Raw genomic sequence first — 14,262 nt, 5'->3', positions numbered from 1 at the left:
TGCGCAAAGCGCCACTTATCCGCTGTGCGAGCTTTGGCAGGCCACGTATGGCCGTCGGCCCCCGCAAAGTGGAACGTCGCGCCAAAGGAGACCTGATCAGATGCCAGCCAGCCCCGCCCCGCTCAGCGCCGCCACCCGCGCCTTTCTGGAACGTCGGGGATCGGGCACCGGCCTGCTGATCGGCGACAGCTGGCAACAGGCGGAAGGCGGGCAGACGATGGCCACCGTCGATCCGGCAACCGGCAGCGAGATCGGCCAGATCGCCATAGCCTCGCCCGCCGACATCGACGCCGCCGTGGAAGCCGCCGCCCGCGCCCAGCCGGGCTGGGCTGCAACCTTCCCGGTCGAACGCGCCCGCATCCTCTGGCGCATCGCCGACCTCATCGAAGCGAACATCGACGAGCTGGCCGAACTCGAAACGCTGGATCAGGGCAAGCCGCTCTTCATCGGGCGCTGGGCGGAAATCCCCGGTGCTGTAAACCAGTTCCGTTTCTTCGCGGGCCAGGCGATGGTGATCGAGGGCAACACGCTGGAAAGCAGCATCGCCTACCAGCCGCAGGGCAAGCAGATGCGCAGCTGGACCGTGCGCGAGGCGGTCGGCGTTGTCGCCGCCATCGTGCCGTGGAACTCGCCGCTGGTGCTCACCGCGATGAAGCTCGCGCCCGCGATCGCCGCCGGCTGCACCGTGGTGCTGAAGCCCGCCGAAGACACCTCGCTCTCGGCGCTGCGGCTCGCTGAACTGATGCTGCAGGCCGGGCTTCCCGCCGGAGTCCTCAACGTCGTCACCGGCCCCGGCGCGCAGACTGGCGCGCAACTCGCTGCCCACCCGAAGGTCGACAAGATCGCCTTCACCGGCTCCACCGCCACCGGGCGCGCAGTGCTGGATGCGGCCAAGACCAACTTCAAGCGGGTGACGCTGGAACTGGGCGGCAAATCCCCCAGCATCGTCTTCCCCGACGCCGACCTCAGCCTGGCCATTCCCGGCGTCGCCAACGCCATCTTCCTCAATGCCGGGCAGGTCTGCATCGCCGGCTCGCGCCTCTATGTGCACCGCTCGATCCACGATCAGGTGGTCGAGGGCGTCGCCGCCTACGCGAAATCCATGAAGCTCGGCCACGGCCTCGATCCCAGCACGCAGATGGGGCCGCTCGTCTCGGCGAAGCAGGCCGCCCGCGTCGCCTCCTTCGTGGCCGGCGCCAGGGCGGAAGGCGCCACCGTGCTGACGGGAGGCGACCTCCACGGAGAGGCCAGCACCTTCCTCTCGCCCACCGTCATCACCAACGCCCGCCCCGACATGACCATCGTCCGCGAGGAAGTGTTCGGCCCCGTCGTCGTGGCGCAAGCCTTCGACGAACCAGAGGACGTGCTCGCTGCCGCCAACGACAGCGATTATGGCCTCGCCGCCGGCGTCTGGACGGAAAGCCTCTCCACCGCGCACCGCATGTCCGCTGCGCTCAAGGCCGGCACCGTATGGATCAACTGCCACGCCATGTACGACGCCGCGCTCCCCATCGGCGGCATCCGCCAATCCGGCTGGGGCCGCGACAGCGGCAAGCAGGCAATGGACAATTATCTGGAGTGGAAGACGATCTGCGCGGTTGTCTAAGGCCGGTCAGGGCTTTTCCGGAAAGAGCCGCTTCCAGCGCGCATCCAGCTTCGCCTGCGCGTCGCCGGCCTTCACGCGCGACACCAGCGATACACCGCGCAGCGTCACGTCATGCCCGGTCAGCAGCCGGCCCGAAACGCTGTAGCCGATGTCGTACAGCGCGACATCCTCGTGCGTTTCGCCATCCACCAGAAACCGCGTGGTGATCACAACCGGAAGCCGCTCGTCGCCCCGGCTGTTGTCCGGCAGCCCGGCGGCATTGCGGGCCTTTTTCAGCTCGCTCTGAAACCAGCCGGCCTCAATGCGCGGCTCGCCCGTCGTTTCGGCAGGATCGACCTCCAGCGCCGAAGGAAACAGGATCGTCTGGCTCTGCACCGATTGTTCGGATGACGCCGGCGTCAGCGCCAGTTCACTCCCGCCAACACTGCTCGAAACCAGCACCATCGTCACCGCACGCCGCGATTGCTTGTGTGCATCTGCCGCCTTCATCGCTTCGCTGTCGCTGCGCTCGCTCCAATTGTTCCACAGCGTCAGCGCCGAGATGACGACCGCGACCACGGCAAGCACTTCGCCCAGCGTGATCCAGCGGCGGCGGATGGCGGCAGCCTCGGCCGCCTGGGCCTTGGCTTCCGATGTCGGTTTTTCAGGGTTTGGCACGTTGCCGTTCCATCACCTAAGGCAGTCGCGGTCAAGATGCGGGCCTCGCATCCCACACCGGCGCCAGCACCGCCTTCGGATCGGCCAGCTCCTTCGGCCGCTTCGCTTTCATGCCGGCCACCCATTCCGGCGGCAGCGAGTCGGGCGATCCGTTCATCCGGCCAATCCCCACGCACATCATATGCCCCGGCTTGTCGCCCAGCTTCAGCCAGGGCCGCCAGCTGCAGGCGATGGTGAAGCTCACTTCGCTCTGCACGGCCAGCGCGCCGCGCTTCATCACCGCGTCCAGCGGCGCGTGCATCGTCAGCACCTCGTTATAGCGGAAGGCCTTGCCACCCGGAGGCGCCGGCTGCACCACATGTGTCACTTCGTTGAACCAGATGTCGTTGCCACGCACCACCGCCGGCTCGATATGATGGTCGAACTCCAGCCCCGGCACATCGCGGCCCAGCTTGAACTTCAGGTTCGGCTGGATGATCAGCTTGGAGGGCGGCAGCCCGCCCACCGGGATCGTCACCCTCTCGCCGGTGTAGGGGTTGCGGAACGTGTCCAGCACCTTGCCCTCGGAATCGGTAAAGAAGGCGAATTCCGCCCCCACCGCCTCGAAGCCGCCCGCCGCGGCAGGCCGATAGCGGGTGAAGGTCGCGGAATAGACATCGAACAGCGGAGTCGCCTCGGCATCGACCATCCCGAAATAGCGCGCATGCGCCCAGCCGGTCACAACCCGATCGTCCAGCGCCCCGCGCATCAGGATATAGGCGCGCAGCTGCTGCTCCATCGTCGCCGGCCCGGCGACGGCCTTCGCATCGGCCATATCCGCACGCGCCAGCGCCACAGCACCTACCCCGGCAGCCGCCAGAAGCGCATCGCGCCGTTTCAACTCGAACCCCATTTTCGTCTCCCTCACCCAAGCACGCCGGTGGATTCCAGCAGCGCCAGCGCGTCCGGCGCACAGGCCAATGTCTCGACGGCTGCGGCCAGCGCCGCATGCGAAGCGCCAAGCCCTGCAAACTCCAGGCACCCCAGCGCCTTCGCCAGATGCTCGTCGCGGCTGAGCGGCCATTCCGGCGAGCCGAACTGCGCCGCCACCTCCGCCCGAATCTCCCGTCCATCGCGCAACGTCGCAATCGCCGTCGCCGGCACGAACGCCGCCGGATCACCGTTATCGTCGGCCACCACCCGCACCCGCTGCGCCAGTGCCACAAGTTCCGCGTCCGCCAGCCGTTCGGGTGTGAAATCGCCCAGCGAAACCGTGCCGCGCGTCAGCACCACCGCCGCCAACCAGGGCAGGCAGAGCCGCGCATATCCCGGCGCCATTCCCGATACGGCCGGGCGCCCTACCAGCCGCGCGATCAGGGGCGGCGCATGATAGTCCAGCCGCTCGAAGCTGTCGGCGGTCAATCCATCGGCCATCAGCCGCCGAATCGCGACGATGCCCCCGTGCGCTGCCCGCCCGGTGGGAAACGGCTTCCAGCTCACCTCGGCAATCCGGTGCGCCATCGGCTTCAGCTCGCCTGCGCGTTCCAGCACCGCATAATATCCGAAATCGCCGCCAATCGGCTTTGCCACCCCCGCCATCCCGGCCAGCGCCATATCTGCCGCAACCAGCCCGCCGCGGGCCGCATTCGCTACCTGCACCGGAAGCGCCGGCTTCCCCTCCACATGCGCCTGCATCGTCCCGCTGGCGAAGGACAGAGCATGGCCAAAGGCATCCAGCGCCGTCGCGCGGCGGAGCCGCCGCAGCCGCGCAATCCCGGCGACACAGCCAAATATCCCGGCCGTCGCCGGGCGGAAGAAGCTGAGCGGCCCGGCACCTACACCAAGCCCAATCGATACATCCGCCCCCGCCGCGATGGCCGACAGGAAATCCGCCCCCGAAACCGGCCCGCGCGAAGTCTCCGCCAGCAACGCCGCCAGCAGTGTCGCCATCGGATGCAGCACGGCGGGTTCGTGGACGCAGTCATATTCCTGATTGTGGATGAAATAGCCGTTTACAAACGCCGCGCTCGCCGCCGGCAGCCGCACCCCCGGCATCCCCAGCGCGCCCGCCGCCCCGCCTTCGCCCCATCCCTGCACCATTTCCAGCACGGCCGCCGAATGCGCCGCCCGACTGCCGGCAACACCCACGCACAGCGAATCGTGCAGGAAATCCAGCGTCGCCCGCTGAACCGCCGCGGGCAGCGCCGTCCATTCCACCGCCAGCGCGTGGTCGATCAGCGCTTCGGCCGGATCGATCAATCCCGGTGGAACGCCTCCGCTCAATGCGTCTCTTCTCCGCCCGACACGTTCATGCTCTCGCCGGTGATATAGACAGCCTCGTCGCTGCACAGGAAAGCGACTGCCTTCGCCGTATCCTCGGGCAGACCGGGCCGCCCCAAGGGAATCCGCGCCGCCATCCGCTGCAGATATTCCGCCACGCTCACGCCCTGCAGCTCGGCGAAATGCGCGTTCTGCCAGGCGCCAAGACCCGTCGTCACATGGTTGGGGCAGACATTGTTGACGGTGATCCCGAACGCGCCCAGCTCCACTGCGGCCGAGCGCGCCAGCCCCACCAGCCCATGCTTCGAAGCCGTATAGGCCTGCGCGTGCGGAAAGCCGGACTTTGCCGCCTGGCTGGCGATGTTCACGATCCGCCCGCCGGTTCCTTGCGCGATCATGATCTCGGCGGCCGCCTGCAGCCCGTAAAAGGCGCCCGACAGATTGACGTCGATCACAGCGCGCCAGTCTGCCGGCGAAACCTCCAGCAGCGGCTTCAGGATATAGCCGATGCCGGCGTTGTTCACCCAGATGTCGAGGCTGCCGTGCGCCGCTACCGCATGTGCTGCCAGCGCCCGCACCTGCCCCGGGTCGCGCACATCGCACACGAAGGTGGAGGCATTCGGCAGCGACGCGGCAATCGCTTGCATCTCCGCCGTGCCGCCGATCATGTCATCCGGTGTCGCCGCATCCTTCGAACCGCCGATGTCCGAAATCACGACGGTCGCGCCCTCTGCCGCCAGCCGCCGCGCAATCGCCTCGCCCAGCCCGCCGCCCCGGCCCGATCCGGTGACGACGGCGACCTTACCGGCCAGTCGCATCAGAGCTTCTCGGTCGTCAGGAAGGTCACGTCGGCCATGCCCTGGAACTGCGCGGCGATCTTCTGCATCGCCTCGCCAGCCACGTCGGCGCCGAACTGGTCCATGTCGGCCACATCGATGATTTCCACATAGGCATAGGGTGAAGGCGCGTCTGAGCCCAGCACCCCGGTCGCGCGGAACACCTCGAATGCCGAAACCGATCCAAGCCCGTTCACGGTCGGCAGATCCACCTCGCGCGCCCATTTCTCATAGTCGGCGACAGAGACACCGGGCTTCAGGTTGAACAGGGCGATAAGGCGCATGCAGAGTCTCCAGATGGTTGCCCAAGCCTCGCCCATCGCCCGCGCGCGCGCAAACCGGCGGCCCGGTCTATCCGCATGGTGGTGAACCAGGCGCCGCATCTGGCCCTGCGCCTGCCGCTCAGGCACACTGCCGGGCCAATCGAGGGAAGATCGACCGTGCGCAACAGCCCCGCCAGCCAGTATGACGGCCCGCCGGATTTCCGCGTCGTCGGCCGCCACGCCGTTTTCCCGGAAACCAGCCACGACGAGATCGAGCGCATCAACTTCCTGGCGCAGATGAACCGCCACCTGTCCGCCCGCGTCGTCCCCGGCGTCAAGGCCGCCTTCGACAGCCGGGTCGCCCCCGCCTTCGAGGCCAGGCATGGCCGCCCGCTGGCCGATCGGCACGAAACCCGCCGCGCGCTGCTGGCAGATCCGGCCTTCCAGACATGGTCGGCGCTTCGCCGCCTCACCATGGAACAGCGCCAGCAGGCCGGCCGCTGGACGGTTATCCGCCAGCGCGAGCGACTGGCCGAAATCGCCGCCCGGCTGACGGATGGCGACGAGCGGCTGAAGCTGGACCCCGATCTCGCCATCCCGCGCTATGTCTCGGCCGTCGATCATCACTGCATGCCGGGCAGCTACCACCGCGAATATTTCCCCGGCGATGTCACCAACGGCGCCAACTATGATCACGCCGGCTTCGTCACAACCGGCGGGTTGCTCGGCCGCTATTCCGACGGCGGCGGCCATGCAGTCGCCCGCTGGGTAAAGCGCAACCTTCCCGATTTCCAGCCGAAGGACATCCTCGAAATCGGCGGCACCGTCGGCCACAGCACGCTGCCGCTGGCCGAAGCCTTCCCGGACGCGCAGATGACCGTCGTCGATCTTGGCGCGCCGATGTTGCGCTATGCACTTGCCCGCGCCAAGTCGTTGAACGTCCACAATGTCCGCTTCGTGCAGGCCAGCGGCGAAGACCTGTCGCAGTTCCCGGATGCCAGCTTCGACTGGATCCAGACGACGATGTTCCTGCACGAACTCTCGACAGTGGCGCTGCGCAACATCTTTGCCGAAACCCGGCGTTTGCTGCGGCCCGGCGGGATCGTGCTGCACGTGGAGCAACCGCAATATGCGCCCGACATGCCGCTGTTCGAACAGGCGATGCGCGACTGGGACGCCTTCTACAACAACGAGCCGTTCTGGAGCCGGATGCACGAAATGGACCTCGATGCTGCAATGATTGCTGCAGGATTCTCTCCGGAGTCGCTGATCCACGGCGGCGTCACCGGAGTCGTCGACAAGGAAATCTTCCCCGACGCCGCCGACGACGAGACCGAGGATTATGGCCGCAAGGCCGCCTGGCATGTGATCGGGGCTGTTGCGTGAGCATATCCGACGCCATCGCCGAAGCCGGCGCGAAACCGGCCGGCAAACGCCCCTACTTCCTCGACCAGCAGGTCGAGCGCGTGCTCGCCATCACCATGGCCATCGCGCAGGAACTCGCCGTCACCCGCCAGCGCGCCGACACGCTGGAGCGAATCCTGAAGGCCAAGGGCCTGCTGGCCGACGGCGAGATCGACAGCTTTTACCCGGACGCCGCAGCACAGGCCGAACGCGGCCTCGCCAATCAGGAATATATCGCCCGCATCCTGCGCATCCTGCAGCAGGAAAATGAGGCCGCGAACCTGACAGGCGATATCGCCTCCGAAGAGGTGGGCGACGAGCTGAGCGCCGGATGAGCGAATTCGAGTTTACCGTTCCCGTCGTCATCATGGGCGGCGGGGCCTGCGGCGCGGTCGCAGCCCTCGCCGCCCACGACGCCGGCGCCGAGGTCCTGCTGATCGAGCGCGACGAGCGGCCAATGGGCACCACGGGCATGTCCATGGGCGTTGTATGCGCCGCCGGCACCAAATCGCAGGCCGCGCACGGCGTGACGGACAGCGGCGAGATCTTCCTCGCCGACATTCTCGCCAAAACCCGCGGCCAGACCGACCCGGAAATTGCCCGCGCCATTGCCTTCGGATCGGGGCCGGCAATGGACTGGCTGATCGACACGCACGGCCTGCCATTCCAGCTCGATACCGGCTTCCGCGCCGCCTATGGCAACTCCACGCTGCGCATCCACGGCTGGGAGGGCCACAACGGCCAGGACCTCATCGAGCTCCTCCACCAGCGCGTGGCAGACGCCGGCATCCCCATTCTCTCGGAAGCCCGCGTCACCGACATCTTCGCCACAGACGACCGCATCACCGGCATCGAAATCACGCGCCCCGGCGGCACCGTCGAACGCGTCGGCTGCGGCGCCCTCATCATCGCCAGCGGCGGTTTCGCCGCCAACCGCGAAATGCTCGCCCGCCACATCCCCGACATGGCCGACGCCCGCAACAACGGCCACGAAGGCAGCGAAGGCGACGGCATCCGCCTAGCCGCCAGCCTCGGCGCCGCCACCGCCGACATGGGCGCCTATCAGGGCTATGCCATGCTCACCGATCCGCAGGGGATCAGCGTGCCGCCCGGCGTCATCATCGATGGCGGCATCATCGTGAACAGGCTCGGCAACCGCTTCACCGACGAGATGGCCGACATCGCCGGCATGGTGCACCCGGTGCACGCGCAACCGGGCGGCCATTGCTGGGTGATCTATGACGACACCATCGCCGCGCGGCAGGCCTATGTGCCAGACCTGCAGATGCTGAACGAGCTGAACGCCCCGCGCTTGGCCGCAACCCTGCCGGACCTCGCCACCCGCATCGGCGTAGACGCCACCGCCCTCGAAGCCTCGCTTACTGAAGCCCGCGCCGCCTTCGCTTCAGGCCAGCCCGACCCCCTGGGCCGCCTCTGGCAAGGCGACGCCCGGCCAACCGCCCCTTACCGCGCGCTGAAAGTCGTCGGCGCCATCTATCACACCCAGGGCGGTCTGCAGATCGACGGCGACGCCCGCGTGCAACGCACCGATGGCGGAAGTTTCCCCAACCTCTTCGCCGGCGGCGGAGCAGCCCGCAGCGTCTCAGGCCCAGCGCACTGGGGCTACCTCCCAGCCATGGGCCTGTGCACTGCCTTCACGCTGGGCCGCATCGCCGGGATGAACGCGGCTCAGGCGGCCCGGTAAAACTCCAGCCGCGCGCCCCAGGGCGTCGTCGCAGCCCCCATCTCCACCGCTCCATAAGGCTCGATCCGCATCGTCCGCACGGCCGTGACCTCGCACCCGGCAGCCGCCGCCTTCGCCAGCACCGCAGCCGGATCGCCAACCGGAAAGCGCAAGCTGGCCCACCCGCGCAGCGGCGGCCTGGAAGCGGAATAGTCCATTCCCTCGCACGCCAGCGACACCAGCTCCACCGAGCCTTCGTTCAGCCCATTCTGCTGATAGATGCCGATCCGCATCTTCGTGCTCCGCGCCACGTCCAGCGGCAGGCCCAGGCAGTTCAACCCGCCATTTTCATGCACCATCTCTGTCTCGGTGACGGTGCCCCAACCCAGCCCCTCCACATAGAAGCGCCGCGCCGCATCGAAATCGGCAACCAGCTGCGTCGAGTTGAACACATAGGAGGCGTGGCCAGCCACATGCTCATATCCGGTCAGCGGCGGCGCTACCCGTTCCATCAGCGCAAAGGCCAGCCCGTCGGTATCGCGCAGCACCACTTCCTTCACCGAAAGCGGACCAAAATCCCACGCCGTCAGCGGCCCGAAGGCGACATGCCCGGCCTTCTGCATCGCCCGGTTCATCACCTCCAGCGGCCCCAGCGAACGGACATTCACATCATAGATGCCGCCGGCATCCCACGGCTGTGCGCCATCGCGCATCAGCCCCTCGTCGCGCCCCACCAGCTCCAGAAAGCGGATGAACCCCCGCGCCTGAGAGGGATCGCCGATCAGCACCTCGCGGCCGGTGTCGCCGGGCAACCCCAGCTGCGCCAGCATCCCGGCGTCAGACCCCCCCTCCCACAGCAGGGAATAGCCGAATGCCCGGCAATGCCGCTCCGCCGATGCCTTCGCATCGGAGACGATCGCCAGCGCTTCCTGGAAGCCGTTGTCGACAGGATGGATCATGCCGCGAACGCCTCGGCCTTTTCGTCGGGGAACTTGCGATACCGGCCCAGCAGCAGCAGCAGCGCCGCGCTGGCAACCAGCGCAAAAGACGAGAGATAGAGCGCCCGCTCATAGCTGCCGGTGGCGTCGAAATCGCGCCCCATCAGCAACGGCCCGAACCCCGCCCCCAGCGCGAAGAACACATAGAGAATGCCATAGATCGCCGAATAGGCCTTCAGCCCGAAGTAGCGCGCCACCAGATAGGCGACGAGGTCATATTCGATGCCCAGCGCAAAGCCGATCATGAAGATCGCGATCCCCGCCTCGGTCATGCCCAGCTGCCCCTTGGTCAGCACCAGCAGCGAAACCGCCGGCAGGCTGAGCAGCACGAAGCCCACCGCAGGCGCCCAGAACCGGTCCAGCAGCCAGCCGCCGGCGATCCGCCCCAGCAGCGCCGACAGCCCGATCAGCGGCGTCAGGCTCAGCAGATGCTCGGCGGGAACGCCCGCGGTCGTCAGGATATTCTCCATGTTGGGCACCGGCCCGCCCAGCGCGAACGACACCGGCACGATCGCGGCTGCCATCACCCAGAAGCGCCATTCCCGAAGCGTCTGCTTCAGGGTCAGCCCGCCCGGCACCTTCGCCGCGCCAGTCGCGGTCGCCACTGGCGCGCGCTCCCGAAACAGCAGCCAGCCCGCCGGCAGCGCGATCAGCAGCGGCAGCAGGCCCAGCCCCACATAGGCACCACGCCAGCCGAACTCGTGCACCAGCCAGCTGGTATAGGGCTTGGCGAAAATGCCGAACAGCCCGGTGCCCATCAGCGACAGCCCCAGCGCCAGGCCCTTCCGCTCGTCGAACCAGGCGTTCACCGTGCGCGTCCAGGTGATGGGCAGGGTCCCCGCCCCGACCAGCGCCAGCAGGCCGAACATCGCATAGAACAGCGGCAGAGATCCGGTCTGCAAGGACAGTGCGCAGAACACCAGCCCGAACAGCAGCACCGACGTCAGCGCCACGCGCCGAACGCCGATCCGGCCGGCCAGCATCCCCACCGTCGGCCCGGCGATCACCGTCACTAGCGTCGTCATGGTGATGGCGCCCATGATGTCGCCCATCGTCCAGCCGAAAGCCTGCTTCAGCTCGGGCGCGAGCACGCCGATGGTATAGAAGGGCATCGGCGACAGCCCCAGCCCGATGCCGAGCATCGAGGCCAGGACGATCTTCCAGCCATGCCGGAACTCGCCATATCCGCGCGGCGAATCGGCCGCCGCGTCAAAATTCGCCATTCGCTGCTCCAAACAGGTGTCTCTGATTGAACGTGCAACCACAGGGCAGCGCCCGACACCGCGCCCGCCAGCCAATCCGCCAATCGGATAGAGGCAGCTCCCACCCTCGCCGAAAGCCCTCCCGGGGCTAGCTTCGCAGGAATGGCCCGCCAGCCCGGGCACCAGCGGAGAGCAAGATGACCAAAACACTGCGGGAAGCCATGCCGATACTCGCCAGGAACGAGGGCGTCTGGGAGGGCTGGTATCGCTATTACGACGCCTTGACCGGCAAATTGGTGGACGAGCACCGCTCGCGCCTTCTGTGCCGGCTGGTCGAGGAAAACGGCGTCCAGCGCTATCACCAGACCAACTATTATTTCTGGGATGACGGCCGCACCGATACCCGCGATTTCCCCGCCGACTATCGCGAAGGCCGCATCTGGTGGGACAATGAGCTGATCAAGGGCTGGTGCGCCGCGATGCAGCCCGACGACAACCAGCTTTCCTCCTGCCTGTTCTGGGAACGCAAGAACGAGCCGGGCCTGACGCTCTATGAAATGATCCAGTGCGACGAGGCCTTCCGGAACCGCGCCCGCACCTGGCAGTGGTTCAAGGACGGCGTCTGCTTCCAGCGCACGCTGATCGACGAGCGCTTCATCACCCGCGACTGGCAGAGCTGGGACGACTACACCGCGCCGAAGAACTGACGACACGGCAGACAGGCGGACATGCACGGAAAGGCCATGATGCGTATTAGTCTCCTCTTCCTCCTCCTCCTGTCTGTCCCGGCTGCTGCCCAGCGCGACCCGGCATGGGAAGCGCAGTATAAGCAGCGCTTCACCGAGCTGATGAAGGCCGGCGGCATCATGACCGTCTATTCGCCGATGGAAGAGGTGAAGGGCGCGGCCAAACCCGAGCTGATCCCGATGGCGAAGCCCGGCGAGCGCAGCATCCGCCCCGAGGCGCTGGAAAAGGCGCAGGCCTATGCTGCTGCCAACAACAGCAGCGCCTTCCTGGTCTGGCGCGACGGCAAGCTGCAGGCAGCCTGGTTCCCCGCAGGCTCCGACGTGCACTCGCAGCTGGTTTCGAAGTCGCTGTCAAAGCCCGTCAGCGCCATCGCCATCGGCCGCGCCATCCAGCTCGGCAAGATCAGGTCGCCAGACCAGCCAGTCGCCGACTTCGTGCCGGAGTGGAAGGGCACGCCCAAGGAAGCGATCCTCGTCCGCCACCTGCTGGACATGCGCTCCGGCCTGATGCCGCAGGGTTTCAGCGACGATCCCGACCACCCGATGAACCGCGCCTATATCGACCCGGATCACGGCCAGCAGATCGTCGACAATTACCCGCTGACGCAGCCGCCCGGCTCCGAATATGGCTATAACAATGCCACGGCAGAGCTGGTGGCGCTGGTCATCGAGCGCGCCACCGGCCGCCGCTATGCCGAGTTCATCGGCACCGAGATCCTGCAGCCGCTGGGCGCGGAGGGCGGCAAGATCTGGGTGAACCGCGAAGGTGGCCTTGCCCATTCCGGCTGCTGCATGACGATGCCGGCGGAAAACTGGCTGAAGCTGGCAATCCTGTTGCTGGATGACGGCGTGTGGAACGGCAAGCGCCTGCTGCCCGAGGGCTTCGTAAAGGACATGCGCACGCCGACTCCGCAGAACCCGCATTTCGGCATGGGCCTGTGGCTGGGCGAGGGGTATGCCGAGCGCCGCAGCTTCGGCGGCCCGAAATTCCCCGGCGGCGTGCTGCACAGCCAACCCTTCGCCGACGGGCAGATGTTCCTGTTCGACGGCAACCACAACCAGGTCGTCTATATCTCGCCGCAGACGCGCACGGTGATCCTGCGCACCGGCAACAACCCACCGAAACAGCCCGAGTGGGACAACAGCGTGCTGCCGAACACGGTGATCGGCGGAATCATCCCGAAGAAGGGCGAGAAGCCGCCGGTGCCACAGGCGAAACCGTGAATCTGCTGCGCGCCGCCACCCTGACCGTCTCCGATGTGGGCGCAGCGGTCGGCCGCTTCGAACAATGGCTGGACTATCGCTGCATCGAGCGCGGCCCGTTCGACGCCGGGCTTGCGGCTGCATGGGGCGCACCCGCCAGCGCCGGATGCGATTGCGCCGTGCTGCAACCGGCCTCCGGCGCCAACGTCTTCCTGCGGCTGGTCGAAGGCGACTCGGTTCCCGGCTATCTCCCCATCCGCACCTATGGCTGGGCCGCTATCGAGATCAACGTGCAGGATGTGCTGGCAACGGCTGCCCGCATGGAAGCCTCCCCCTTCCAGATCATCGGCCCGCCCAAGCGCATCCCCGGCCTGCCGACCATCCACCCGATGCAGGTGCGTGGGCCGGACGCCGAAACCGTCTATCTCACCGAAATCAACGGCGACCCGGCCCTTCCCGAAGCCGCCTCTCCCATAGACCGCCTGTTCATCCTCGTGCTCGCCTGCCGCGACATGCGCGCCACGGCAGATTGGTTCGCGCAGACGCTCGGCCTGCAAAATGGCGAGTCGTCCGCCATCCCCTATTCGATGATCAACAAGTCCTTCGACCTGCCGCCGACCGAATTGCACGAGATTGTCACGGCAACCCGCGCCGGCCAGATCTTCCTGGAATTCGACCAGTATCCGGCAGCCGCCACCGATCGCCCCCGACACCCGCAGGCGCTGTCGCCGGGCGTTGCGGTCTGCACGATCTTCCATCCCGATTTCGCGTCGCTCGATCTGCAATGGGGCAGCCCGCCCACCCAACGCGAAGGTGCCATCTACGGCGGACGGCTGAGCGGCATTGCCCGCACCCCGGAGGGGGCGCTGCTGGAAATCGTCGACGCCGGCTGAGGCGCGGCCAGGGCACAATCGGCCCGCTGCAAGGTTATGCCGGCATGAACGCGGAATTCCCCTTCCAGCGGGAAGAGCTGATCGCCGCTCCCAATCGCGCGCTTCGCATCTTGCGCAACCTGCTGATCGGCCTCTTTATTGCAGTCTTTACCGTATGGCTGGCGCTGTTCCTCACCAAGGGTCGCTTCCTGAAGCCGCCGTTCGAACAGATCGCCTCCTCCATGGCCGAACGCGAGGTGCAGGTCGGCGGCGATTTCCAGCTCTATTTCGCGCCGTTCGACATCAAGTTCCTCGCCGAACGCCTCAGCGTGTCCAACCCGGACTGGGCCAGCAAGGATCACCTCCTGGCCGCCGAGCGCATCGAAACCCGCATCGCCCCGCTGTCTCTGCTGTTCGGCTCCGCCCGCCTGCACTGGCTGGAGCTCCGGGGCGCCGACATCGACCTCGAATGGGATGCCACTCACCGCTTCAACAGCTGGACCTTCAAGGGCGCGGGGAAGCCGCTCTAGCT

Annotated in this window: 15 protein-coding genes; 8 read left to right on the top strand and 7 right to left on the bottom strand. The window is 67.0% G+C overall.

Annotated elements, in window-relative coordinates:
* Positions 1 to 100: 100 nt before the first annotated feature.
* Complete coding sequence (locus IM784_RS05110) at positions 101 to 1,606, top strand: aldehyde dehydrogenase family protein (RefSeq protein ID WP_199554238.1); 1,506 nt, start codon at positions 101 to 103, stop codon at positions 1,604 to 1,606.
* A 6-nt stretch (positions 1,607 to 1,612) separates the two neighbouring features.
* Here IM784_RS05110 and IM784_RS05105 read toward each other — a convergent pair whose 3' ends face one another.
* The 5 genes from IM784_RS05105 to IM784_RS05085 are packed head-to-tail and all read right to left on the bottom strand — an operon-like array spanning position 1,613 to position 5,642.
* Positions 1,613 to 2,263, bottom strand: a complete 651-nt coding sequence (locus IM784_RS05105) for a hypothetical protein (RefSeq protein WP_199554237.1) — start codon at positions 2,261 to 2,263, stop codon at positions 1,613 to 1,615.
* 31 nt (positions 2,264 to 2,294) lie between these two features.
* On the bottom strand, positions 2,295 to 3,155 hold the full coding sequence (locus IM784_RS05100; RefSeq protein WP_199554236.1) for a DUF1838 family protein: 861 nt from the start codon (positions 3,153 to 3,155) through the stop codon (positions 2,295 to 2,297).
* Positions 3,156 to 3,166: 11 nt separating this feature from the next.
* Entirely contained in the window at positions 3,167 to 4,525 is a 1,359-nt protein-coding gene (locus IM784_RS05095; protein ID WP_199554235.1) for an MmgE/PrpD family protein, read from the bottom strand.
* Positions 4,522 to 5,340 (bottom strand): SDR family NAD(P)-dependent oxidoreductase, encoded by an 819-nt coding sequence (locus tag IM784_RS05090; RefSeq protein WP_199554234.1) that lies wholly within the window; start codon positions 5,338 to 5,340, stop codon positions 4,522 to 4,524. Before IM784_RS05090 ends, IM784_RS05095 begins: the two co-directional genes overlap by 4 nt.
* Positions 5,340 to 5,642 (bottom strand): REDY-like protein HapK, encoded by a 303-nt coding sequence (locus tag IM784_RS05085; protein WP_199554233.1) that lies wholly within the window; start codon positions 5,640 to 5,642, stop codon positions 5,340 to 5,342. Before IM784_RS05085 ends, IM784_RS05090 begins: the two co-directional genes overlap by 1 nt.
* 156 nt (positions 5,643 to 5,798) lie before the next feature.
* On the opposite strand from IM784_RS05085, the gene IM784_RS17565 reads away from it, so the two are divergent.
* The 3 genes from IM784_RS17565 to IM784_RS05070 are packed head-to-tail and all read left to right on the top strand — an operon-like array spanning position 5,799 to position 8,730.
* Positions 5,799 to 7,007 (top strand): class I SAM-dependent methyltransferase, encoded by a 1,209-nt coding sequence (locus IM784_RS17565; RefSeq protein ID WP_328799452.1) that lies wholly within the window; start codon positions 5,799 to 5,801, stop codon positions 7,005 to 7,007.
* Complete coding sequence (locus tag IM784_RS05075) at positions 7,004 to 7,360, top strand: hypothetical protein (RefSeq protein WP_199554231.1); 357 nt, start codon at positions 7,004 to 7,006, stop codon at positions 7,358 to 7,360. The genes IM784_RS17565 and IM784_RS05075 overlap by 4 nt, the downstream gene beginning before the upstream one ends.
* Entirely contained in the window at positions 7,357 to 8,730 is a 1,374-nt protein-coding gene (locus tag IM784_RS05070) for an FAD-dependent oxidoreductase (RefSeq protein ID WP_199554230.1), read from the top strand. The genes IM784_RS05075 and IM784_RS05070 overlap by 4 nt, the downstream gene beginning before the upstream one ends.
* Here the strand turns inward: IM784_RS05070 and IM784_RS05065 are convergent.
* Together IM784_RS05065 and IM784_RS05060 are read right to left on the bottom strand one after the other, a co-directional pair.
* Positions 8,715 to 9,668 carry a VOC family protein gene (locus IM784_RS05065; protein ID WP_199554229.1) on the bottom strand — a complete coding sequence of 318 codons (954 nt, stop codon included), beginning with the start codon at positions 9,666 to 9,668 and terminating at the stop codon, positions 8,715 to 8,717. The two genes, IM784_RS05070 and IM784_RS05065, sit on opposite strands and share 16 nt — an antisense overlap.
* On the bottom strand, positions 9,665 to 10,930 hold the full coding sequence (locus IM784_RS05060; protein WP_199554228.1) for an MFS transporter: 1,266 nt from the start codon (positions 10,928 to 10,930) through the stop codon (positions 9,665 to 9,667). Before IM784_RS05060 ends, IM784_RS05065 begins: the two co-directional genes overlap by 4 nt.
* A 176-nt stretch (positions 10,931 to 11,106) precedes the next feature.
* On the opposite strand from IM784_RS05060, the gene IM784_RS05055 reads away from it, so the two are divergent.
* From IM784_RS05055 to IM784_RS17040, 4 genes are read left to right on the top strand one after another with little or no spacing between them, the layout of a single operon-like run.
* A complete protein-coding gene (locus tag IM784_RS05055; RefSeq protein WP_199554227.1) occupies positions 11,107 to 11,616 on the top strand; it encodes a DUF3598 domain-containing protein in 510 nt (169 codons plus the stop codon).
* A gap of 36 nt (positions 11,617 to 11,652) precedes the next feature.
* Positions 11,653 to 12,879 (top strand): serine hydrolase domain-containing protein, encoded by a 1,227-nt coding sequence (locus IM784_RS05050; RefSeq protein WP_199554226.1) that lies wholly within the window; start codon positions 11,653 to 11,655, stop codon positions 12,877 to 12,879.
* Positions 12,876 to 13,751, top strand: a complete 876-nt coding sequence (locus IM784_RS05045) for a VOC family protein (protein ID WP_199554225.1) — start codon at positions 12,876 to 12,878, stop codon at positions 13,749 to 13,751. The genes IM784_RS05050 and IM784_RS05045 overlap by 4 nt, the downstream gene beginning before the upstream one ends.
* Before the next feature lie 44 nt (positions 13,752 to 13,795).
* On the top strand, positions 13,796 to 14,260 hold the full coding sequence (locus tag IM784_RS17040; RefSeq protein WP_235976582.1) for an AsmA family protein: 465 nt from the start codon (positions 13,796 to 13,798) through the stop codon (positions 14,258 to 14,260).
* The last annotated feature ends 2 nt before the right edge of the window (positions 14,261 to 14,262 follow it).

Origin of the sequence: Sandaracinobacteroides hominis (assembly GCF_016464365.1) — a bacterium.
GTDB lineage: Bacteria > Pseudomonadota > Alphaproteobacteria > Sphingomonadales > Sphingomonadaceae > Sandaracinobacteroides > Sandaracinobacteroides hominis.
The sequence above is the reverse complement of the archived record's forward strand: the minus strand, read 5'-3'. Positions and strand labels throughout refer to the sequence as shown.